Annotated in this window: 20 protein-coding genes; 13 read left to right on the top strand and 7 right to left on the bottom strand. The window is 60.7% G+C overall.

What is annotated here, in order from left to right; genetic code table 11:
* Positions 1-156: 156 nt before the first annotated feature.
* Entirely contained in the window at positions 157-501 is a 345-nt protein-coding gene (locus BM110_RS02425; protein ID WP_092241124.1) for a pilin assembly protein, read from the bottom strand.
* A gap of 184 nt (positions 502-685) precedes the next feature.
* Here BM110_RS02425 and ppc point away from each other — a divergent pair, with 184 nt between their 5' ends.
* The 7 genes from ppc (at position 686) to BM110_RS02390 (ending at position 7,930) form a co-directional block, all read left to right on the top strand.
* A complete protein-coding gene (gene ppc, locus BM110_RS02420) occupies positions 686-3,313 on the top strand; it encodes a phosphoenolpyruvate carboxylase (RefSeq protein ID WP_093512238.1) in 2,628 nt (875 codons plus the stop codon).
* Between the two features lie 279 nt (positions 3,314-3,592).
* Positions 3,593-4,240, top strand: coding sequence for an adenylate kinase (gene adk / locus BM110_RS02415; protein ID WP_010212617.1), 648 nt, complete (start codon positions 3,593-3,595; stop codon positions 4,238-4,240).
* 90 nt (positions 4,241-4,330) lie between these two features.
* The gene (gene tsaB, locus BM110_RS02410; RefSeq protein ID WP_092241129.1) at positions 4,331-5,014 is read left to right on the top strand and encodes a tRNA (adenosine(37)-N6)-threonylcarbamoyltransferase complex dimerization subunit type 1 TsaB; all 684 of its coding nucleotides are present in this window, start codon (positions 4,331-4,333) and stop codon (positions 5,012-5,014) included.
* A 208-nt stretch (positions 5,015-5,222) separates the two neighbouring features.
* Positions 5,223-5,513, top strand: coding sequence for a hypothetical protein (locus BM110_RS02405; protein ID WP_058425317.1), 291 nt, complete (start codon positions 5,223-5,225; stop codon positions 5,511-5,513).
* Positions 5,513-6,373 (top strand): DUF72 domain-containing protein, encoded by an 861-nt coding sequence (locus tag BM110_RS02400; protein WP_092241131.1) that lies wholly within the window; start codon positions 5,513-5,515, stop codon positions 6,371-6,373. Before BM110_RS02405 ends, BM110_RS02400 begins: the two co-directional genes overlap by 1 nt.
* A 27-nt stretch (positions 6,374-6,400) precedes the next feature.
* A complete protein-coding gene (locus tag BM110_RS02395) occupies positions 6,401-7,228 on the top strand; it encodes an isocitrate lyase/PEP mutase family protein (RefSeq protein WP_093512235.1) in 828 nt (275 codons plus the stop codon).
* 21 nt (positions 7,229-7,249) lie between these two features.
* The gene (locus BM110_RS02390) at positions 7,250-7,930 is read left to right on the top strand and encodes an extensin-like domain-containing protein (protein ID WP_219731699.1); all 681 of its coding nucleotides are present in this window, start codon (positions 7,250-7,252) and stop codon (positions 7,928-7,930) included.
* A gap of 3 nt (positions 7,931-7,933) precedes the next feature.
* On the opposite strand, the gene BM110_RS02385 is transcribed toward BM110_RS02390, so the two are convergent.
* Positions 7,934-8,554: an energy transducer TonB gene (locus BM110_RS02385; protein WP_093512233.1), complete on the bottom strand. Its 621-nt coding sequence runs from the start codon at positions 8,552-8,554 to the stop codon at positions 7,934-7,936.
* Positions 8,555-8,650: 96 nt separating this feature from the next.
* On the opposite strand from BM110_RS02385, the gene BM110_RS02380 reads away from it, so the two are divergent.
* The gene (locus BM110_RS02380) at positions 8,651-9,433 is read left to right on the top strand and encodes a class I SAM-dependent methyltransferase (protein WP_093512231.1); all 783 of its coding nucleotides are present in this window, start codon (positions 8,651-8,653) and stop codon (positions 9,431-9,433) included.
* A gap of 37 nt (positions 9,434-9,470) precedes the next feature.
* Here BM110_RS02380 and BM110_RS02375 read toward each other — a convergent pair whose 3' ends face one another.
* On the bottom strand, positions 9,471-10,124 hold the full coding sequence (locus BM110_RS02375) for a TetR/AcrR family transcriptional regulator (RefSeq protein ID WP_092241142.1): 654 nt from the start codon (positions 10,122-10,124) through the stop codon (positions 9,471-9,473).
* Between the two features lie 93 nt (positions 10,125-10,217).
* Here BM110_RS02375 and BM110_RS02370 point away from each other — a divergent pair, with 93 nt between their 5' ends.
* The 4 genes from BM110_RS02370 (at position 10,218) to BM110_RS02355 (ending at position 16,444) form a co-directional block, all read left to right on the top strand.
* The gene (locus BM110_RS02370) at positions 10,218-11,318 is read left to right on the top strand and encodes an efflux RND transporter periplasmic adaptor subunit (protein WP_093512228.1); all 1,101 of its coding nucleotides are present in this window, start codon (positions 10,218-10,220) and stop codon (positions 11,316-11,318) included.
* A gap of 6 nt (positions 11,319-11,324) precedes the next feature.
* Positions 11,325-14,390: an efflux RND transporter permease subunit gene (locus tag BM110_RS02365; protein WP_093512226.1), complete on the top strand. Its 3,066-nt coding sequence runs from the start codon at positions 11,325-11,327 to the stop codon at positions 14,388-14,390.
* Between the two features lie 2 nt (positions 14,391-14,392).
* On the top strand, positions 14,393-14,986 hold the full coding sequence (locus BM110_RS02360; RefSeq protein WP_071488786.1) for a LysE family translocator: 594 nt from the start codon (positions 14,393-14,395) through the stop codon (positions 14,984-14,986).
* Positions 14,987-15,079: 93 nt separating this feature from the next.
* The gene (locus BM110_RS02355; RefSeq protein WP_371914360.1) at positions 15,080-16,444 is read left to right on the top strand and encodes a Fic family protein; all 1,365 of its coding nucleotides are present in this window, start codon (positions 15,080-15,082) and stop codon (positions 16,442-16,444) included.
* Positions 16,445-16,489: 45 nt separating this feature from the next.
* Here the strand turns inward: BM110_RS02355 and BM110_RS02350 are convergent, their stop codons facing one another.
* From BM110_RS02350 to plsB, 3 genes are read right to left on the bottom strand one after another with little or no spacing between them, the layout of a single operon-like run.
* Positions 16,490-17,179: a DUF4197 domain-containing protein gene (locus tag BM110_RS02350; protein WP_071488787.1), complete on the bottom strand. Its 690-nt coding sequence runs from the start codon at positions 17,177-17,179 to the stop codon at positions 16,490-16,492.
* 22 nt (positions 17,180-17,201) lie between these two features.
* A complete protein-coding gene (locus BM110_RS02345) occupies positions 17,202-17,603 on the bottom strand; it encodes a YbaY family lipoprotein (RefSeq protein ID WP_071488788.1) in 402 nt (133 codons plus the stop codon).
* A 51-nt stretch (positions 17,604-17,654) separates the two neighbouring features.
* A complete protein-coding gene (plsB, locus tag BM110_RS02340) occupies positions 17,655-20,159 on the bottom strand; it encodes a glycerol-3-phosphate 1-O-acyltransferase PlsB (RefSeq protein ID WP_092241150.1) in 2,505 nt (834 codons plus the stop codon).
* A gap of 182 nt (positions 20,160-20,341) precedes the next feature.
* Between plsB and BM110_RS02335 the strand changes: the two genes are divergently transcribed.
* Positions 20,342-20,551, top strand: a complete 210-nt coding sequence (locus BM110_RS02335; RefSeq protein ID WP_024073812.1) for a cold-shock protein — start codon at positions 20,342-20,344, stop codon at positions 20,549-20,551.
* Between the two features lie 79 nt (positions 20,552-20,630).
* Here BM110_RS02335 and BM110_RS02330 read toward each other — a convergent pair whose 3' ends face one another.
* Positions 20,631-21,008 carry a hypothetical protein gene (locus BM110_RS02330; protein ID WP_058425300.1) on the bottom strand — a complete coding sequence of 126 codons (378 nt, stop codon included), beginning with the start codon at positions 21,006-21,008 and terminating at the stop codon, positions 20,631-20,633.
* Between the last annotated feature and the right edge of the window lie 29 nt (positions 21,009-21,037).

Below are 21,037 nucleotides of genomic sequence, written 5' to 3'. Positions count from 1 at the left end.
GCTTACTGGCTGTGACCGGAGGCTTTTTTCAAAAGTTCAGAGAAGATGGCGATTTGCCTAAAAAAATATCTGACTGTTCGGTCAGCGAAAAAACTTGGAACTTCTGCGTTGCGCAGCGGTACGTCGGACCCATAAAGAGTCCGGCGTACAAGGGTTTCAGTGGTTCGGTTTGTCGCTGCTTGCTGACAAGTCATGCAGATAGCGACGCGACAGTGTCAGAAAGCGCGGAGTAGGGCCGACATCTTCGTACAGCGGGTCGCCCTCTTCATCAGTCGCGATCACCTGCTGCCCCTTGATATACGGAAAGCTGGCTTCCAGCTCTTCCAGTGCGGCGCCGATCAGTTCGCCGAGCAGTTCTTCGGTGCTGCGCTTGGGGTACATCTCGGCGATCGCTGCCAGGCGTGCCGCAGCTTCCACATCCAGATGGATGGCGTACTCGGTCTTGGTCAGGCGACCCTTGGCGTTCTCTTCCCAATGCTGGGCCAGTTCTCGGATTTTCATGGCAACCTCAGTAAAGCCTGCGATAGCAGGCGGTGATGAGTGACCCGCCGCTCGCGCGGATAAACGCGGCGACTTAGTGTTGAGACTAGCTGCAACTCGCAAGGTTTAAAGTCTTGTCATAAATGAGCGCTGGCGGCACTCTGGCAAACCTGCGCGTCCCGGATTTCTGGCTGGAGATTGGCTGATGAGTGATATCGATGCACGCTTGCGTGAGGATGTTCACCTGCTGGGTGAACTGTTGGGCAACACCATTCGAGAGCAATACGGCGATGATTTCCTCGACAAGATCGAGCAGATCCGCAAGGGCGCCAAGGCCGACCGCCGTGGCGCAGGCGATGAACTGAGCACCAGCCTCAACCAGTTGCAGGAAGATGAGCTGCTACCGGTCGCCCGTGCCTTCAACCAGTTCCTCAACCTGGCCAACATTGCCGAGCAGTATCAGCTGATTCATCGACGCGATGAGTCGCAACCGGCACCCTTCGAATCCCGCGTATTGCCTGAGTTGCTGGCGCGCCTGCAAGCCGAAGGCCACAGCAACGAATCCCTGGCCCGCCAGTTGGGGCGCCTGGAGATCGAACTGGTCCTGACCGCCCACCCCACCGAAGTGGCGCGCCGCACCCTGATCCAGAAATACGATGCCATCGCCGCCCAATTGGCACTGCAGGATCACCGCGACCTCACCACGGCCGAGCGTGAGCAGATCCGCCAGCGCCTGCAACGCTTGATCGCCGAGGCCTGGCACACCGAAGAAATCCGCCGCACCCGGCCCACGCCGGTAGACGAAGCCAAGTGGGGGTTCGCGGTGATCGAGCATTCGCTGTGGCACGCTATTCCCAATTACCTGCGCAAGGCCGACCAGGCCCTGCACGCCGCCACAGGCCTGCGATTGCCGCTGGAAGCGGCGCCGATCCGCTTTGCGTCCTGGATGGGCGGCGATCGTGACGGCAACCCGAATGTCACTGCACCGGTCACCCGCGAAGTGTTGCTGCTGGCGCGCTGGATGGCTGCGGATCTGTACCTGCGCGATATCGATCACCTGGCCTCCGAGCTGTCGATGCAGCGCGCCAGCCCGGCGTTGCAGGCCAAGGTCGGCGACAGCGTCGAACCCTATCGTGCCTTGCTCAAGCAATTGCGTGAACGCCTGCGTGCCACGCGTCAATGGGCGCATACGGCGTTGAGCAGCAGCACGCCAGCGCCTGCCGAGGTATTGCAGAACAACCGCGACCTGCTGGAGCCGCTGGAGCTGTGCTACCAGTCGCTGCACGAATGCGGCATGGGCGTGATCGCCGATGGGCCGTTGCTCGATTGCCTGCGGCGGGCGGTGACTTTCGGCCTGTTCCTGGTGCGGTTGGATGTGCGCCAGGATTCCAGTCGCCATTGCGCGGCCATGACCGAAATCACCGATTATCTCGGTCTGGGGCGCTACGAGGACTGGAACGAAGAGATGCGCATCAGCTTCCTGATGAAGGAACTGGCCAACCGTCGACCGTTGCTGCCGGGTTATTTCAAACCGTCGGCGGATACCGCGGAGGTGCTCAACACCTGCAAGGAAATCGCCGCGGCCCCGGCGGCGTCCCTGGGCTCGTATGTCATCTCCATGGCCGGCGCTGCGTCGGATGTGCTGGCGGTGCAGTTGCTGCTTAAAGAGTCAGGCGTGCAACGGCCGATGCGCGTGGTGCCGCTGTTCGAAACCCTGGCCGACCTGGATAACGCCGGCCCGGTGATCGAGCAACTGTTGCTGCTGCCGGGCTACCGCGCGCGGCTGCAGGGCCCGCAGGAAGTGATGATCGGCTACTCGGATTCGGCCAAGGACGCCGGCACCACTGCCGCTGCCTGGGCGCAGTACCGGGCGCAGGAACGCCTGGTGGATATCTGCCGTGAACAGCAAGTGGAACTGCTGTTGTTCCACGGGCGTGGTGGCACCGTGGGGCGTGGCGGCGGCCCGGCCCACGCGGCGATCCTGTCGCAGCCGCCTGGGTCGGTGGCGGGGCGCTTCCGTACCACCGAACAGGGCGAGATGATCCGCTTCAAGTTCGGCCTGCCGGATATTGCCGAGCAGAACCTCAACCTTTACCTGGCCGCCGTGTTGGAGGCGACCCTGTTGCCACCGCCGCCGCCCGAACCGGCCTGGCGCCATTTGATGGACGAATTGGCGGCAGACGGTGTCAGCGCTTACCGCGCCGTGGTGCGCGAGAATCCGCAGTTCGTCGAGTATTTCCGCCAGTCCACGCCGGAACAAGAGCTGGGCCGTTTGCCGTTGGGCAGCCGCCCGGCCAAGCGCCGTGCGGGCGGGATTGAAAGCCTGCGTGCGATTCCGTGGATCTTCGGCTGGACCCAGACCCGTCTTATGCTACCGGCCTGGCTGGGCTGGGAAGCGGCGCTGAGCAAGGCCCTGGAACGTGGTGAAGGCGACTTGCTGGGGCAGATGCGTGAGCAGTGGCCGTTCTTCCGCACCCGCATCGACATGCTGGAAATGGTGCTGGCCAAGGCCGACGCCGACATCGCCCGTCTGTATGACGAGCGCCTGGTGCAGCCGGACCTGTTGCCACTGGGTGCGCATTTGCGCGACCTATTGTCGCAGGCCTGCAAGGTGGTGCTTGGCCTGACTGGCCAGTCGCAGCTGCTGGCCCATAGCCCGGACACCCTGGAGTTCATCCGCCTGCGCAACACCTACCTCGACCCGCTGCACCTGTTGCAGGCCGAGTTGCTGGCGCGTTCGCGCCAGCAGGAAGCGGCACAGGACAGCCCTCTGGAACAGGCGCTGCTGGTCTCCGTGGCCGGTATTGCCGCCGGTTTGCGTAATACCGGCTAAGGTTTTTTGCATGTTCTCAACGGCTTGCAGATAAACCACGGCGGCCGCCCTGAAAAGGGCGGTCGGCGTTTATGGCGTCGGGTTGCACCCAGGCACACCCTACCTATGACGTAAGCGCTGCACGGGTTCCTGCGACTTTTGGCGGCTTGTGTGCTTAAGGCCTGCTGTGTATCTTGATCAGCCTTTGGCCGTTTGGGCGGCCCGAATTCTATTTTTACGCGATTGGCCCGCCGCGGCGAATCCGAGCGTCATCTCTATAAAAAATTGAGGAGCACATCAATGCGCGTCATTCTGCTGGGAGCTCCCGGGGCCGGTAAAGGTACTCAGGCAAAGTTCATCACTGAAAAATTCGGCATTCCACAAATCTCCACCGGCGACATGCTGCGCGCGGCCGTCAAGGCCGGCACCGAGCTGGGCCTGATCGCCAAGAGCGTGATGGACAGCGGTGGCCTGGTTTCCGATGACTTGATCATCAACCTGGTCAAGGAACGCATCAGCCAGGAAGACTGCAAGAACGGTTTCCTGTTCGACGGCTTCCCGCGCACCATTCCCCAGGCTGAGGCCCTGGTGAAGGCCGGCGTCGAGCTGGATGCCGTGGTCGAAATCGCGGTTGAAGACGAAGAAATCGTCCAGCGTATCGCCGGTCGTCGCGTCCACGAAGCCTCGGGGCGCGTGTATCACACCGTCTACAATCCGCCAAAGGTGGAAGGCAAGGACGACGTCACCGGCGAAGACCTGGTGCAGCGCAAAGACGACACCGAAGAAACCGTGCGTCATCGCCTGTCGGTCTACCATTCCCAGACCAAGCCGCTGGTGGACTTCTACCAGAAGCTGTCCGCCGCCCAAGGCAAGCCGAAGTACAGCCACATTCCTGGCGTCGGCTCGGTTGAGGCGATCACCGCCAAAGTGCTGCAAGCACTGAGCTGATCCCTCGACCGGCTTCATGGATAACGGCCCGCTTGCGGGCCGTTGTTGTTTATACTGGCGCACTTTTTTTCGACTTGGACACCTACACCGATGAGCACCCTGCTGGCCCTGGACACCGCGACTGAAGCTTGCTCCGTTGCCTTGCTGCACGATGGCAAGGTAACGAGCCACTACGAGGTGATCCCGCGCCTGCACGCGCAGAAGCTGTTGCCGATGATCAAGCAACTGCTGGAAGACGCCGGCACCACTCTGGCTGCGGTCGATGCCATCGCCTTCGGTCGCGGACCGGGTGCATTCACGGGTGTCCGTATCGCCATTGGCGTGGTGCAGGGCCTGGCGTTTGCGCTGGAGCGTCCGGTGTTGCCGGTGTCCAACCTGGCCGTGCTGGCCCAGCGCGCCTTGCGTGAACATGGCGCGCATCAGGTGGCGGCGGCTATCGATGCGCGCATGGATGAAGTCTATTGGGGTTGCTACCGCGAAACGGCGGGCGAGATGCGTCTGGTCGGCGTGGAAGCCGTGCAACCGCCGGAGTCATCGCAATTGCCAGCCGACGCCAGCGGCGATTGGTTCGGGGCTGGTACTGGTTGGGGGTATGGCGAGCGCCTCGCTGTGCCGTTGGTGGGCCAGGACGCGGCGATGTTGCCTCACGCCGAGGACTTGCTGACATTGGCACGTTTTGCCTTTGCGCGTGGCGAGGCGATTCCGGCCGACCAGGCGGCGCCGGTCTATCTGCGCGATAAAGTGGCGCAGACCAAGGCAGAGCGCGGCCTTTAATTGTGGCGAGCGGGCTGGTTGTGGCGAGCGGGTTTGCCCCGCATTGGGCTGCGAAGCAGCGCTAAAATCCCCCAAACTTGCACCAATCGTCAGAATTTCCCCTGGGTTTTAAACCTTTTTCAAATTATGTGTTCTAGTTATCACCAGAGCATTTGCGCACTACGGACAGTGCTGCCAAAATGCCATTACTGATAGCGAGTTCGCGCCCATGCGTATTGATGGCTTTTCCTCACAGTCTTACCCAATCAAGCGCAAGCCGCGTAAGGCGAACGTCACGGTGGATGAGTCGGTCGAGGACTCGCCGGACTTCATCGAAGTCCAAGCCGATGCGCAAGCCAACGCCCAAGCCCGTATCAGCGGTCTTCCCGCCCGTCAGCAAGACATGGTCTTCCCGCGCTCCATGAGCAAAAGCGTCGCCACCGCCCTGGCCAGCTACCTGACCACCGCCGGCTTTGTCGAATGGGATATGGAAGTGCTGGGCCTCGACATCCATATCTGATGCGTCTGCCTTACTACCTCGGTTGCCCGTCCTGGAGTGAAAATGCCTGGCGCGAGTACCTGTACCCCGCCGATGCCCGTTCCAGCGATTACCTCGCGCTGTACTCCCAGGTCTTCAACGCCGTTGAAGGCAACACCACGTTTTACGCTCGCCCCTCCGCCGCCACCGTGCAGCGCTGGGCCGAAATCATGCCTGAGGACTTTCGCTTCACCGCCAAATTTCCCGGTGATATCAGCCACAGTGGCAACCTGATCGAGCAGCTACCGGCAGCGGAAAGCTTCGTGGGCTTGATGAGCCCGTTGGGTGAGCGGGTATCGCCGCTGTGGTTGCAACTGCCCGCGTCTTTCACCCCGCAGCGCCTGGGGGAGTTGGCAGGCTTTATCGATGGCCTGGAGCGGCCGATGGCGGTGGAAGTGCGCCACCTGGAATTCTTCGCCAAGGGGGATGCCGAGCGCATGCTTAACCGTTTGTTGCGTGACCGCGGCGTGGAGCGCATCTGCCTGGATCCGCGTGCGTTGTTCAGTTGCACGTCCACCTCGGCCGCCGTGCTGCACGCCCAATCCAAAAAGCCCAAGGTGCCACCCCGCCCGGCGGCGCTGACGCAGTTTCCCCAGGTACGCTTTATTGGCCATCCCGAATTGGAGGCCAACGATTCGTTCCTGATGCCATGGGTGGAAAAAGTCGCGGGCTGGATCGAAGAAGGGCGCACCCCCTACGTGTTCCTGCACACCTCGGATAACCGCCTGGCCGCGCAACTGGCCCTGCGTTTCCACGATCAACTGATGGCGCGCCTACCAGGCCTGCAGCCCCTGCCCGTGCTGGATCGTGCCCCCGCCGTGGAGCAACTGGGGTTACTCTAGGGCTCCTTTTTCCGCCAGGAGCCCGACATGGATGCCCAAACCCTTCGCGCCGAAACCTTCAAGGCCTTGCATGAGCGCGACCGCGCATTCGTGATGCCCAACCCATGGGATGCGGGCTCCGCTGTAATGTTGGCCAGCCTGGGTTTCGAAGCGCTGGCCACCACCAGTGCAGGCTACGCGTTCAGCCTGGGGCGACCGGATGCGGAAGGCGCGTTGTCCCTGGAGGACACGTTGGTCAATGCCGGTATGATCGCCAACGCCACCCCGTTGCCGGTGGCCGCCGACCTGGAAAACGGCTTCAGCGACACCCCTGAAGGCTGCGCCCAGACCATCCTGCGCGCAGCGGGAGTCGGCATTGTCGGCGGCTCCATCGAGGACGCCACGGGCATTGCCGCCGACCCGATCTATCCCTTCGATCTTTCGGTCGAGCGTGTGGAAGCCGCCGTCGCCGCCGCCCGCAGCCTGCCTTTTGCCTTCACCCTGACGGCCCGTGCGGAAAACCTCCTGCATGGCCGCCTGGATTTGCCCGACACCATCCGCCGTCTGCAAGCCTACGCCGAAGCCGGTGCCGACGTGCTGTATGCGCCGGCCCTGCGCAGTGCCGAGGAAGTGCTGGCGGTGGTCAAGGCCGTGGCGCCCAAGCCGGTGAATGTGTTGATGTCCGGCGGCTTGAACCTGAGCGTTGCGCAGTTGAGCGAGATGGGCGTGCGGCGGATCAGCGTCGGCTCGGCGCTGGCGTTGGCCGCCTATGGTGAGTTCTATCGCGCAGCCCAGGAAATGTATGAACGGGGCACGTTCACCTTTACCGAGCGCAAGATGCCGTTCAGCCAGGCCAACCAGTTCTTCAAGGGCTAGGCGGTGCGTTTTTTCAAAGTCATGGGCATGCTGCTGATCCTGGCGGGTGCCGTTGCCGTGGGTGTCTGGCGTGGATGGGTCCCACTGCCGGCCGATTGGAACCCATGGGCGCCGCTGGACGTGCGGGCGACCCCTAACGTGTTGACCCGCTACAAATTGGGTCGTCTGCAGGATGATCCGGCATTGTGCGACCAGGTGCTGGAAACCTCGGGCCTGCGCGTCAGTCATCAGGCGGACTCGCCGGCAGATGCCGCTTGCCCCCTGCGCAATACCTTGCGCGTACAGGGTTCGGCGGTGGGGCTGAGCAGCAGTTTTCTCGCCAGTTGCCCACTGGCGGTGGCGTTCGCCCTGTTTGAGCGTCACAGCTTGCAACCGGCGGCCCAGTCGGTATTCGGCCAGGCAGTGACGCGGGTCGATCACCTGGGCAGCTTTGCCTGTCGCAATATGTATAACCGTGCCGAAGGGCGACTCAGCCAGCATGCGTCGGCCAATGCGCTGGATATTGCCGGCTTTCGCCTGGCGGATGGGCGCAGCATCAGCGTGCTCAAGGACTGGCCGGGGGAGGGCGATAAGGCGCGGTTCCTGCGTCAGGTCCGCGACAGTGCCTGTGATGATTTCAATGTCGTGCTGAGCCCTGACTACAACGCCGCGCACCGCAACCACTTCCACCTGGATATGGGGCGTTGGTGGGTGTGTCGCTGAGACTCAGGCGGCCAGGCGCAGGTTCTGGGTGACCAGTGGGCGAGCCCAGTAGTAATCGAAATCCAGGGCCTTTTGTTGCGCGACCAGCTCTTCTTCCGGGAATGGCGTGGCAGGTGGAGGCAGCAGGTCCAGTTCGAATTCTGCGATGGGCAGGTGCAGAGGGCGCGGCTCCGGGGCTGGGCCCGGTTCCGGCAGCGGCTGGCCGGCCGTCAGCACGATGGGGCGGACCCAGCCGCTTTCGAAATTCTGCTGGCGTTGCTGCGCGACGATTTCTTCTTCCGGATACTGTGTGGCGGCCGGTGGCAGCAAGTCAGTCTCGAACTCGGCAATCGGCAGGAACAGCGGCTCCGGCGGGGCAATCTCGGTATCTTTCACGTCGCACTCACGCTGGGTGAGGATCTGCGACAGCAGGTCGGCGCCTTCGCTGGGTTCTACCGCCGGGTCCGCCGGTGCTGGCGCCTGCACGGCGAGCGTGTCCGGCGTATCGCCGAGCTGCTCGGCCAGTGCCCGGGCGAAGAAGTCCTGCCACACATGACTCACCCCGGCCAGCGCTTGAGTATTGCGCAGGCCGTAGTGGTTGTGGGTCGGCAGTACACCGATGGTTAGGGGAAGAATGTCTGACATTTTTCTCGGTCGACGCTCAGCTCTGGCAAAATACCTGACTGTTGTTTTTATCGGCCGCTGTTTGCCGATCCTTAATATTTTTGAGCGTAGCGATTGATGAGCGAACAACCAGCGGCCAGCCGCATCCGGGTCGAGGCCTTGGGCGAGTTTTTCCAGGCCCGCGCCGAGCAATGGGCGCAGCGGCTTGGCTTGCCGTTGCAGCAGGCGGATGCGGACTTTTCCCTGCAAGTGGGGGAGCATGGCCTGCAATTGCAACAGCTCGGGCCTGATGCACCGGGGCCGGTGCGCGTGGATTTTGTCGAGGGTGGCGCGGCGCATCGGCGCCTCTATGGTGGCGGTAGCGGGCAGATGATCGCCAAGGCCGTGGGCATCGCCCAAGGCGTGCGCCCACGGGTACTCGACGCTACGGCTGGCCTTGGCAAGGACGCCTTCGTACTGGCCAGCCTGGGTTGCGAGATGAGCCTGATCGAGCGCCAGCCGCTGATCGGCGCCTTGCTCGAAGATGGGCTGGCGCGCGGCGCGGAGGATTTTGAAGTGGCGCCGATTGTGGCGCGCATGAAGCTGCTCAAGGGCAATTCCATCGACGTGATGCGTAACTGGGAAGGCGAGCCGCCCCAGGTGATCTACCTCGACCCGATGTTCCCGCACCGTGAGAAAACTGCCCTGGTGAAGAAGGAAATGCGCCTGTTCCGGCCGCTGGTTGGCGATGATCCTGACGCCCCCGCGCTACTGGCCGCCGCCCTGGCCCTGGCCAGCCACCGCGTGGTGGTCAAGCGCCCGCGCAAGGCGCCGTGCATTGACGGGCCAAAGCCGAGCCATGCGCTGGATGGCAAATCCAGTCGCTATGACATCTACCCTAAAAAAGCACTCAAGCCTTAAGCCACAAGCTGCAAGCTAAAGTGCTTTCAGCTTGCAGCTAACAACTTACCGCTGCCTCTCTCCTATAAGCCCGCATAAACAGCCCCACCACCTCCTGTACATGGGCTTCGGCGGCTTCTTCGCTCAGTTGCCCGCCGCAGCCATAAAGCAAGCAGAAATTCGCCGTGCCTTTGAGCAGGCAGAAGAAGTGCTCGGCCGCCGTAAATGGCTTGTCGATGCTCAGCGCGCCGCTCTGGTTGATCTTGCCGAGCAGGCGTTCCATGCCCTGCAGCATGCGCATGGGGCCGGCCTCGAAGAAGATCTGCGAGAGTTTCACGTCCTGGTTGCCGGTGGTCATCATCAGGCGATGCAGGTTGACCGACTCTTCACTGTTGATCAGCCGATGGAACCCCCGCGCGATATTCAACAGCACAGTTTGTACGGGTATGCCCTCGGGCAACTCGAAGTACATCACCGGCAGTTGTTCTTCGCACTTGGCCACCACCGCGGCGGTGAACAAGGTCTCTTTATCGTTGAAGTGGCTATAGACGGTCAGTTTCGACACGCCAGCTTCCAGTGCCACCGCGTCCATGCTGGTACTGGCGTAGCCATTGCTCAAAAACAGGATTTTCGCTGCTTCGAGGATTGCCTGGCGTTTTGCCATGTCCTTGGGGCGCCCGGGGCTATTGGTGTTCAGAGGATTGTCGGACATTTTCACCTTTAATACTGGACTGGCGAGTTTGGTATTAATACCATACCTGCCAGTATAATTATTCCTAGCTCTACTCGCGAAAGGTCCTACAGCATGCGCAGCACCTTCCTGCCCTTTGCTTTGCCTGTCAGTTTGGTCGTGCTGTTGGCCGCCTGCGGCCATGAAGAAGCGGCCCAGGTTACCATCCGCCCAGCCATGGTGGTGCAGCCTCAGCCTTCTTCGCAGTCGATGGACAGCTACCCCGGCGAAGTGCGCGCCCGCTATGAACCGGACCTGGCCTTTCGCATCGGTGGCAAAGTCAGCAAGCGTTTGGTGGAGGAGGGCGAACGGGTCAAGGCCAACCAGCCGCTGGCGGAGCTGGACCCTCAGGACGTGCGCCTGCAACTGGAAGCGACCCGCGCCCAGGTTGCCGCCGCCGAGGCCAACCTGAGCCTGGTGCGGGCCGAGCGCGACCGCTACAAGACCCTGATGGACCGTCAGATGGTCAGCCGTTCCCAGTACGACAATTCCGAAAACCTCTACCGATCCGGTGAAGCACGCCTCAAGCAGATCAAGGCCGAGTTCGACGTGGCCAGCAACCAGGCCGGCTATGCCGTTCTGCGTGCACCTCAGGACGGGGTGGTGGCCAAGCGTGCGGTGGAAGTCGGCCAAGTGGTGTCCGCCGGGCAAACTGTGTTTACCCTGGCGACCGATGGTGAGCGCGAAGTGCTGATCAGCCTGCCGGAACAAGGTTTTGGCCGCTTCAAGATCGGCCAGCCGGTCTCTGTGGAGTTGTGGAGCCAGCCGGATCAGCGTTTTACCGGGCGTATTCGCGAGCTGTCACCGGCGGCCGATCCCAAGTCGCGCACGTTTGCGGCGCGTGTGGCGTTCACCGGCGGCAAGGTCCCGGCCGAACTGGGCCAGAGCGCACGGGTATTCATACAGGTCGACGGCGATGTTCCGTTGTCGGTGCCGCTGTCTGCCCTCAGTGCGGAGAACGGTGCGTCCTACGTATGGCGCGTCCAGCCCGACAACACGCTCAAGCGCACGCCGGTGCGCATCGGTGCCTTCGGTGAGAAAACCGTCCCGGTCCTGGAAGGCCTGGCCCCGACGGATTGGGTGATCGCCGCCGGTGTGCACGTGCTTCACGAGGGCCAGCAAGTGCGCCCGGTGGACCGCTCCAACCGTGTGGTGAATCTGGCGGCCAAGGAGTAGTCCCCGATGGGTTTCAATCTTTCCGAATGGGCGTTGCGCAATCGCCAGATCGTACTGTTCCTGATGATCCTGCTGGCAGTGGTCGGCACCCTGTCCTACTCCAAGCTGGGGCAAAGTGAAGACCCGCCGTTCACCTTCAAGGCCATGGTGATCAAGACCAACTGGCCTGGCGCAACGGCGCAGGAAGTCTCGCGGCAGGTCACCGAACGCATCGAGAAAAAACTCATGGAGACCGGCGAGTACGAACGTATCGTCTCCTTCTCGCGCCCCGGCGAATCCCAGGTCACCTTCATGGCCCGCGACTCCATGCATTCGGCGCAGATCCCCGAGCTGTGGTACCAGGTGCGCAAGAAGATCAGCGACATCCGCGAGACCTTGCCGCCGGATATCCAGGGGCCGTTTTTCAACGATGAATTCGGCACCACCTTCGGCAATATCTACGCCCTGACCGGCGACGGTTTCGACTACGCGGTGCTCAAGGACTACGCCGACCGCATCCAGATCCAACTGCAGCGCGTGGCGGATGTGGGCAAGGTCGAGTTGCTCGGCCTGCAGGATGAAAAAATCTGGATCGAGCTGTCCAACCTCAAGCTCGCCACCCTCGGCTTGCCTTTGGCGGCGGTGCAACAGGCGTTGCAGGAACAGAATGCGGTGTCCACTGCGGGCTTCTTTGAAACCCCGAGTGAGCGTGTGCAACTGCGTGTATCGGGCAACTTCAAGAGCGTGGAAGAGATCCGCAATTTCCCGATCCGCGTGGGTGACCGCACCTTCCGCATCGGTGATGTGGCCGACATCCACCGCGGGTTCAACGATCCACCGGCACCCCGCATGCGCTACATGGGCGCAGACGCCATCGGCCTGGCCGTGGCGATGCGCGATGGCGGCGACATCCTGGTATTGGGTAAGGCCCTGGAAGGTGAATTCGCACGCCTGCAGAAGAACCTTCCGGCGGGTATGGAGCTGCGCAAGGTGTCGGACCAACCGGCAGCGGTGAAGACCAGCGTCGGCGAATTCGTGCAGGTACTGGCCGAAGCGCTGGCCATCGTGTTGCTGGTGAGTTTCTTCTCTCTCGGCGTGCGCACCGGCATGGTGGTGGCCCTGGCGATTCCGCTGGTGCTGGCGATGACGTTTGCCACCATGTATTACCTCGGCATCGGCCTGCACAAGATTTCCCTGGGCGCACTGGTGTTGGCGTTGGGCTTGCTGGTGGATGACGCGATCATCGCCGTGGAGATGATGGCGATCAAAATGGAGCAGGGCTACGACCGGCTCAAGGCCGCCAGCTTTGCCTGGACCAGTACCGCGTTCCCGATGCTCACCGGTACGTTGATCACCGCCGCCGGCTTCCTGCCGATTGCCACTGCGCAGTCGAGCACCGGCGAATACACCCGCTCGATTTTCCAGGTGGTGACCATTGCGTTGCTCGCCTCGTGGGTGGCTGCCGTAGTGTTTGTGCCCTACCTGGGGGAAAAGCTCCTGCCGGACCTGGCGAAAATTCACGCAGCCAAACATGGCACCGATGGTCCTGACCCCTACGGCACACCGTTCTACCAGCGCGTAAGGCGTTTGGTGGAGTGGTGCGTGCGTCGCCGCAAAACCGTGATCGTCCTGACCCTGTTGCTGTTTATCGGCTCGGTCGCGCTATTCCGTTTTGTGCCGCAGCAGTTCTTCCCGGCTTCCGGTCGCCTGGAACTGATGGTCGACCTGAAGCTGGCCGAAGGCGCCTCCCTGAGCAACACCGCCGAGCAGGTCAAGCGCCTGGAAACCCTGCTCAAGGATCACGCCGGCATCGACAACTACGTGGCGTATGTCGGTACTGGATCGCCGCGTTTCTACCTGCCGCTGGATCAACAACTGCCGGCCGCCAGTTTTGCCCAGTTCGTGGTGCTGGCCAAAACCATCGAAGAGCGCGAAAGCCTGCGTACCTGGTTGATCGAAACCCTCAACGAACAATTCCCCGACCTGCGCTCACGGGTCACCCGCCTGGAAAACGGCCCGCCCGTGGGTTACCCGGTGCAGTTCCGTGTGACCGGCGAACATATCGAAGAGGTCCGCGCGCTCGCCCGCAAAGTGGCGGCCAAGGTTCGCGAAAACCCTCACGTGGTCAACGTGCACCTGGACTGGGAAGAACCGAGCAAGATCGTCTACCTCAATATCGACCAGGACCGCGCCCGCGCCCTCGGCGTGAGCACGGCCAACCTGTCGAAATTCCTGCAGAGTTCATTGACCGGTTCCAGCGTCAGCCAGTACCGGGAGGACAACGAGTTGATCGAAATCCTGCTGCGCGGCACCGTGCACGAACGCACCGAACTGTCATTGCTGCCGAGCCTGGCAGTGCCGACGGACAACGGCAAAAGCGTGGCGCTGTCACAAATTGCCACCCTCGAATACGGTTTCGAAGAAGGCATCATCTGGCACCGCAACCGCTTGCCGACGGTGACCGTACGCGCCGATATCTACGGCAAGGAACAGCCCGCGACGCTGGTCCAGCAGATCCTGCCGACGTTGGAAGGCGTGCGTGCCGAACTGCCGGATGGCTACCTGCTCGACGTGGGCGGGACCGTGGAGGATTCCGCCCGTGGACAGAACTCGGTGAAAGCCGGGGTGCCCCTGTTTATCGTGGTCGTGCTGACCTTGTTGATGCTGCAGTTGCGCAGTTTCTCGCGTACCGCGATGGTGTTTCTGACGGCACCGCTGGGCTTGATCGGGGTGACCTTGTTCCTGCTGGTATTCCGCCAACCCTTCGGTTTCGTCGCCATGCTCGGGACCATTGCGCTGTCGGGGATGATCATGCGCAACTCGGTGATCCTGGTGGACCAGATCGAGCAGGACATCAAGGCGGGGCTGGCACCGTGGCAAGCGATCATCGAAGCCACCGTCCGCCGCTTCCGCCCGATTGTGCTGACCGCCCTCGCGGCGGTATTGGCGATGATCCCGCTGTCGCGCAGTGTGTTCTTCGGGCCGATGGCCGTGGCGATCATGGGCGGGTTGATAGTGGCGACGGCGTTGACACTATTGTTCTTGCCGGCCCTGTATGCTGCGTGGTTCCGAGTGAGGAAGGACGTCGCGTAATCATGCTGGCCACCGTTTCAGCCCTTATGTTGTTGTTGCTTGCCCCAGGCCCTACCAACACCCTGTTATTTCGTGCCGGTGTGTTGTGTGGCTTGCGGGCTTCGTGGAGGCTGGCATTTGTCGAGTGCCTGGCGTACCTGCTGCAAGTTTCGGTATGGGGCGTGGCATTGCTGTACCTGTCGGCGTACTCGCCATGGGCGCTGAAGGCAACGCAATTGGCGGCAGCCTGCTACTTGCTCTATGTCTCCTACAAGCTTTGGCAGCGTAAGAACAGTGTCATCCACCCCGGTTCCGACCGTTTCTCCGGGCTGTACTTCTTCTGGCTGACGGTGATGAATCCCAAGGGATTGCTGATCGTGTCATTCATTGCACCGTTCGGCACCTTTGCCACGCTACCCGGCTATGCCGGGTTCATGGCCACGCTGGTGCTGGTGGTGATTCCAGTGGGGGCGGGGTGGATCATGCTGGGCAGCCGCTTTGAAGGAATTCAAAAGGCCTGGCTCACGCCATTGAAGATCAACCGTGCGACCTCTATTGCGATTGGCTGCTTTGCCACGCTGATGGTGGGGCGGTTGGCGGAATCGATGGTGAATTGAGGGAGCGCGCGTCTCAGATTTGATGTTTATTGAGATAGTTGCAGTTTTCTGCTGTACTCAAGTCTCAGAAATCGAAAAATTGAGATTTTGATGATCAAGTTGCCACCGAGGGTGCCGGAAGGGGTTTTCGTTTTAATTGGCCAGGAACCCCATCTTCAGCATCTTTCTGACTATATGAAGCTGACTCAGCCAACCGATAGCCAGGGGCGTTACTTACACTTTGATCAACTACGTCACCGCTTCCCAAAGCATTTGGATCAGGCGATATGCTGGGGCATCGTAAAATACGAGCGCTCTCGTCTGTACCAGCAAATATTGCCCGTCGGTACGCCTGAGGCCTGGTGCAAGTTTTTACTGACACCGACCGCACAGCGCGTGGTATCCACGGTCGACAGGTACGCCTCAACTGCAGCACTTGAGTACATGAGCAGCAAGATTGGGAAGGCCGCTCACATCAAGTATCTGCTCAATGATTTGATTGAAGATGAAGCCATCAGCAGCAGTCAGCTGGAAGGGGCAGCAACCACGACGCTCGTAGCAAAAGATATGTTGAAAAGAGAGCGGCTACCCAGAACACCCGATGAAAAAATGATCATTGGTAATTACCGGATGATGCGTTTCGCTTGGGATAAGAGAAACGCTCCTCTCAGTGCCGAACTGATCGCTGAAATGCATGAGGTGGGTGTTCAAGGCATTGACGATGACAAATATTCTCCCGGCAGCTTTCGTCTAAATGATGACGTAGTTGTCCAAGATGGTGATAGCAATGTGGTCCATACGCCCCCTCCTGCAGAAGGCATCGCCAAAAGATTGGGGCGATTAGCTGACTGGATCAACACCTGCCACGACGACGCTACGACAAGCCGCTACCTCCATCCGTTGATCAAAGGTATTTCTCTGCATTTTGCGCTGGGTTACGAGCACCCTTTTCGGGATGGCAATGGTCGCGTGGCGCGTGCGTTGTTTTATTGGTTTATGTTTAAAAGCGATTACGCGGCATTCAGGTATATCTCCATCAGTGTTCTGCTTAAGAATGCCGCCGTTCAGTACGGTACGTCTTACCTCTATACCGAGACAGATGAACTGGATCTGACTTACTTTATTGACTACCAGTGCTCTGTGGTCCAGCGGGCGGTTGATAGCTTCAAGGCGTCTTACGAAAAAAGTGTTAAGGAGGCTGAATCGTTCGAGCAATGGCTCTGGGAGTCAGGGCTTTACAAAGAGTTGAACGAGAAACAGAAGACTGTATTTCAGGTCGCCAAGAGTGGCACCGCGAAGCAGTTCACTGCGGTCAACGTGAAGGAAAATCTGGGCTGTTCCTACAACACGGCGTCAGCCGTCCTGAACGGTCTTGTTGAATTGAACATCTTCGTCAAGAAGAAGCAGGGTCGTGAATGGGTTTTTTCAATGCGTGATCAAGCAGAAATACAAAAAAACTGGTTGAAGACTTCTCGTTAATTTAACGAATGCCCACGTCTTCTTGAACCGTGGGCATTACGGGTATTACAGCGCCCCAAACACCTTCTTCGCCAAACTGGTAGCCGCCGCCGCCGGGTTCTCGCGAATGGTTTCTTCCTGCTTGGCAATCATCTTGAACAAACCGTCCAGTGCCTGCTCGGTTACGTAGCTCTCCACATTGGCGCTTTTGGCGTCCACCGCACCGAAAGCCGCAGCCTTGCCGGCCAGGGCATTGTACTGCTGGGCTACGCCGACCTTGTCGGTAGCCGCCTTGACGATGGGCAGGAACTTGGCGCGGATCTGTTCACGGCTGCTTTTGTTCAGGTACTGGGTAGCGGAATCCTGGCCACCGCTGAGGATGCCCTTGGCGTCCGTCACGCTCATGTTCTTCACGGCATTCACCAGGATCGGCTGGGCCTGGGTCACGGCGGTTTCAGCAGCCTTGTTCATGCTGGTTTCCAGCTGCGTGACCTGGTCACCCATGCCGAACATCTTCAGCTTGTCGGCGACTTTGCCCAGCTTGCCAGGCAGGCCGATCTTCACTTCCGGGTTGTTGCTGAAACCACCGGGTACACCCAGTTGTTTCACGGCGATTTGCGCGCCTTGGGTCAGGGCGTCCTTGAGGCCGCCGCTGGCGTCGCCCTGGGACAGGCTGCTGAGGTCCAGGGCCATGGCGTTGGCACCGAGCAGCAGGCCGGCACACAGGGCAGTCAGGCGAAGGGAGTTACGGAGCATGGGCGCTTCCTTTTTATCGAATTCAGTGGGCCGCCGCGTCAACGCGCAGACGCAGTGGTTGAGGATCCTGGCCGTTGAGCTGTACAGCGTGTCGCTCGGTGGTAATAAACAGTAGCTTGCCATCCACTTCGATGCGAGCGCTGACCGAGTAGCTGTGGCCGGGTTTGACCTGGGCCGGGTCGTAGCTCAGGTGAAACGGCAGCGGCACCTGGCCTTTGACCGGGCCTTTCTGCTCGGCGAGGGTCACAGCCGGTGCATCTGCCAGGGAAACGTCTTGCAGGCTCACACTCAAGGTCGCGGTTGGCGGCAGGGCGATGCGTTGCAGGTAGAACACTTCGCCATCGAGGCTGGCCTTGGGGGTGGGGCTCATGGACTGGCAAGCTCCGAGCAGGGCGGTAAGGCCCAGGAGGATGATCTTTTTCACGGTGTCGCTCCTTTTCAACGGCGCCGGCATCCAACCAACGCCTTTTCAAATCTAGCGGTTTTCTTCAGGTTCGATGGGTATTTCGGCCGCGCCATCCACACGATGCAATGCCACCTGGCGAATCGACAGGCGAATATCTGCTGGCAATACGCGCTTGGCCGCGCCTTCGGCCAGTTCGCCGAGCAGGTCGTGATAGCTCAGCTTGCCGGCGTCATCGCGGCGCAGCACATCTTGTTCCAGCAAGGTCTGGATGAAATGTCGGAAAAGGCTCTTGTCGAAGAATTCCGGGGCATTGAGGCCATGCAGGATCGACAGGCGCTGGGCCATGATCGTGCACAGGTCTTCCAGCTCTTCGGCGCTGATGCTGTTCTGGCCGCTGTTGAGCAGCAGAGAAATCGCCATGTAGAAGCGTTGCAGGGTCTGGGCGATGCTCTTGGACAGCAGCGTCAGCAACACGAAGTGCCGTGAACTCGGCGCCGGGCGCAGGTATACGTTGTTTTCGAAACGCAGCAAACCTTGTTCGACAAAGGCTTCCAGCCACTGGTCGATCACGGTATCGAGCTCTTCCAGCGACCAGCGGATAAACAGCTCCGATTGCAGGTACGGGTACAGCGCGTGGGTGTAGCGCTGGATCTGCTCGCGGCTCATCCGCGAGCTGCTCTGGAAGAAACTCGCCAGCAGTGCCGGCAGGGCAAAGATGTGCAGCACATTGTTGCGGTAGTAGGTCATCAGGACAGCGTTCTGCTCGTCCAGGTACAGAATCTTGCCCAACGCATCGCTCTGTTCCGACAGCAAATCCATGTCCTTCACATGCTTGATCAGCGCCAGGCCATCACCTTCGGGCAAGGTGGTGTGCGGCGAGTAGGGCACACGGCGCAACAGCGCCAGGTACAGGTCCAACTGGCGCGCCATGGCTTGTTCGTCCAGGGCCAGGCGGGTGGTGGACAGCAGCGCCAGGGCGACCAGGTTCACCGGGTTCACGGCGGCGGCTTCGTTCAAGTGGCGTGCCACCTGTTCGCCGAGGCGGTTGGTGGTTTCGTTGAGCCAGGCCGGCTTGTAGTTCGGCCCCAGCTCCTGGGCACGCCAGTCCGGTTGTTCGCTGTCGAGGAATTCGGCCAGCTTGATCGGTTCGCCGAAGTTGACCGCGACCTGGCCGAAGCGCTGCTTGAGGGCGCCGACCACCTTGAAAATATCGAAGATCGACTCTTTCTTCTTGCTCGCGCCGCGCAATTCACCGAGGTAGGTACGACCTTCGAGTACGCGTTCATAACCGATGTACACCGGCACGAACACGATCGGCATGCGCGATGAGCGCAGGAAGCTGCGCAGGGTGATCGCCAGCATCCCGGTCTTCGGCTGCAGCATGCGCCCGGTACGCGAGCGTCCGCCTTCGACGAAGTACTCCACCGGGAAACCCTTGGTGAACAAGGTATGCAGGTATTCGTTGAACACCGAGGTGTACAGCGGGTTGCCCTTGAAGGTGCGGCGCATGAAAAACGCACCGCCACGGCGCAGCAGGCTGCCGATCACCGGCATGTTCAGGTTGATCCCGGCGGCGATGTGCGGTGGGGTCAGGCCATTCTTGAACAGCAGGTAGGACAGCAGCAGGTAATCGATATGGCTGCGGTGGCAAGGGACGTAGATCACCTCGTAGCCCTGGGCAACCTTTTGCACGCCTTCGATGTTGTTGACCTTGATGCCGTCGTAGATCTTGTTCCAGAACCAGCTCAGCACCACTTCGAGAAAGCGGATCGCGGTGTAGGTGTAGTCCGAGGCGATTTCGTTGCCGTAGCGCAAGGCCTGGGCCTTGGCTTTTTCCGGGCTGATCTTTTCCCGTTCGGCCTCGTCGATGATGGCCTGGCGCACCAGCGGCATGTTGACCAGGCCCTTCACCAGATTGCGCCGGTGTGACAGATCGGGACCGATCACCGCCGTCTTCAGGTTACGAAAGTGCACACGCAGGATGCGTTGGGCCATGCGCACCGTGCGTTCGTGCCCTTTATTGTGCTCGATCAATTCACGCAGGTTGATTGGCGCAGAGAATTGCACGCGGGTCTTGCGACCCAGGATCAGGATGCTCAACAGGCGACGTAGACGCCCGGTGACCGCCCAGCTGTCGGCAAACAACAGCTTCCACGGGCTGGACTCGCTCTCGGGGGACTGGCCCCAGAACACGCTGACCGGAATGATTTGTGCATTCTCTTCGGCGTGCTCGCTGAGGGTATCGACCAGGCGGGTCAGCGTGGGCGGTGCACCACGCTTGTCCTGGCGGCCGAGCCAGTCCGGTTCCGGCGTGAGGTAGAAGAACGCCGCCGGTTCCATCAGCGGGCCGACCGAAACCGGCAGCACCGGGCGCGGCAGGCCGGCCTTGGTGCACTCGGCATCGACCACGGCCAATTCGGTGAGGGAGGGTGATTGCAGGACGTAGAACACCGGCCGGCTGCGGTCCAGGTTGAGGGTTAGGGACGACTGGTTGATCGTCTCCGAGCGAACCCAGAGGTACAACAGTCGGCGCAAGGTGCCAAACACTAGACGGCGGAACGGGGAGCGGGTCATAGGCGTGCTGCTTCAAGTGGAAAAAACCGAGCAGGCGCTCGGGCGGGTAGTGTGCCGTATTCGCCGAAAATCGGCAAAAAAGCAGCGATGTAAACTTGAGTTGATCGTTTTTGAGCCTGTCTTATACTCGGCAGTTCAATGCGACTGACCCAACAATAAAAAACTGTGGGAGCAAAAACAGAATGGCAACGCGTGAAACCGGCAATGTGAAATGGTTCAACGATGCAAAGGGCTATGGCTTCATTCAACGCGAAGACGGCAAGGATGTGTTCGTGCACTACCGCGCCATTCGCGGTGAAGGCCATCGCTCCCTGGCCGAGGGACAGCAGGTGGAGTACGCCGTGGTGAGCGGCGAGAAGGGGTTGCAGGCGGAAGATGTAGTCGGCCTGTAAGGCCATCGCAAAACAAGTGTGGGAGGGGCGGTGCGACGACTTGCCCCCTCCCACATTTGATGGGGTTTGCAACCCGGGGTCAGGCTGTTTTCCAGGTGATCTGCTCTTCACCGTCCACGCTGATCCGAATCCAGGTATCGGCGCTTTCTTCGCCTTCTTCCTCGACCCAGGTCCCCGGTGCACAACGCACTTCCACGTTCAGTGCGGCAAACGCAGCGCGGGCGCAGGCAATGTCGTCGTCCCACGGCGTCTGGTCACTTTCCAGGTACAGGCTGTTCCATTTGCCGACGGCTTTGGGCAGCCAGGTGACCGGCACGTTGCCGGCCTTGCATTTGTAGGTCTGGCCTTTCTGGACCCAATCGGTGCACGGGCCCAGGGCGGCGCCCAGCCAGGCGGCAATGGCCTTGTGGTCGACGTCGGCGTCCTTCAGGTAAATCTCGATATCGGGTTGGCGCATGGATGTTCCTCGTTGCGGGATTCGAAAAT

The organism is Pseudomonas sp. NFPP28, assembly GCF_900115535.1.
GTDB lineage: Bacteria > Pseudomonadota > Gammaproteobacteria > Pseudomonadales > Pseudomonadaceae > Aquipseudomonas > Aquipseudomonas extremorientalis.
Note: the sequence above shows the minus strand (reverse complement) of the source record. Positions and strands in the feature narration are given on the sequence as shown.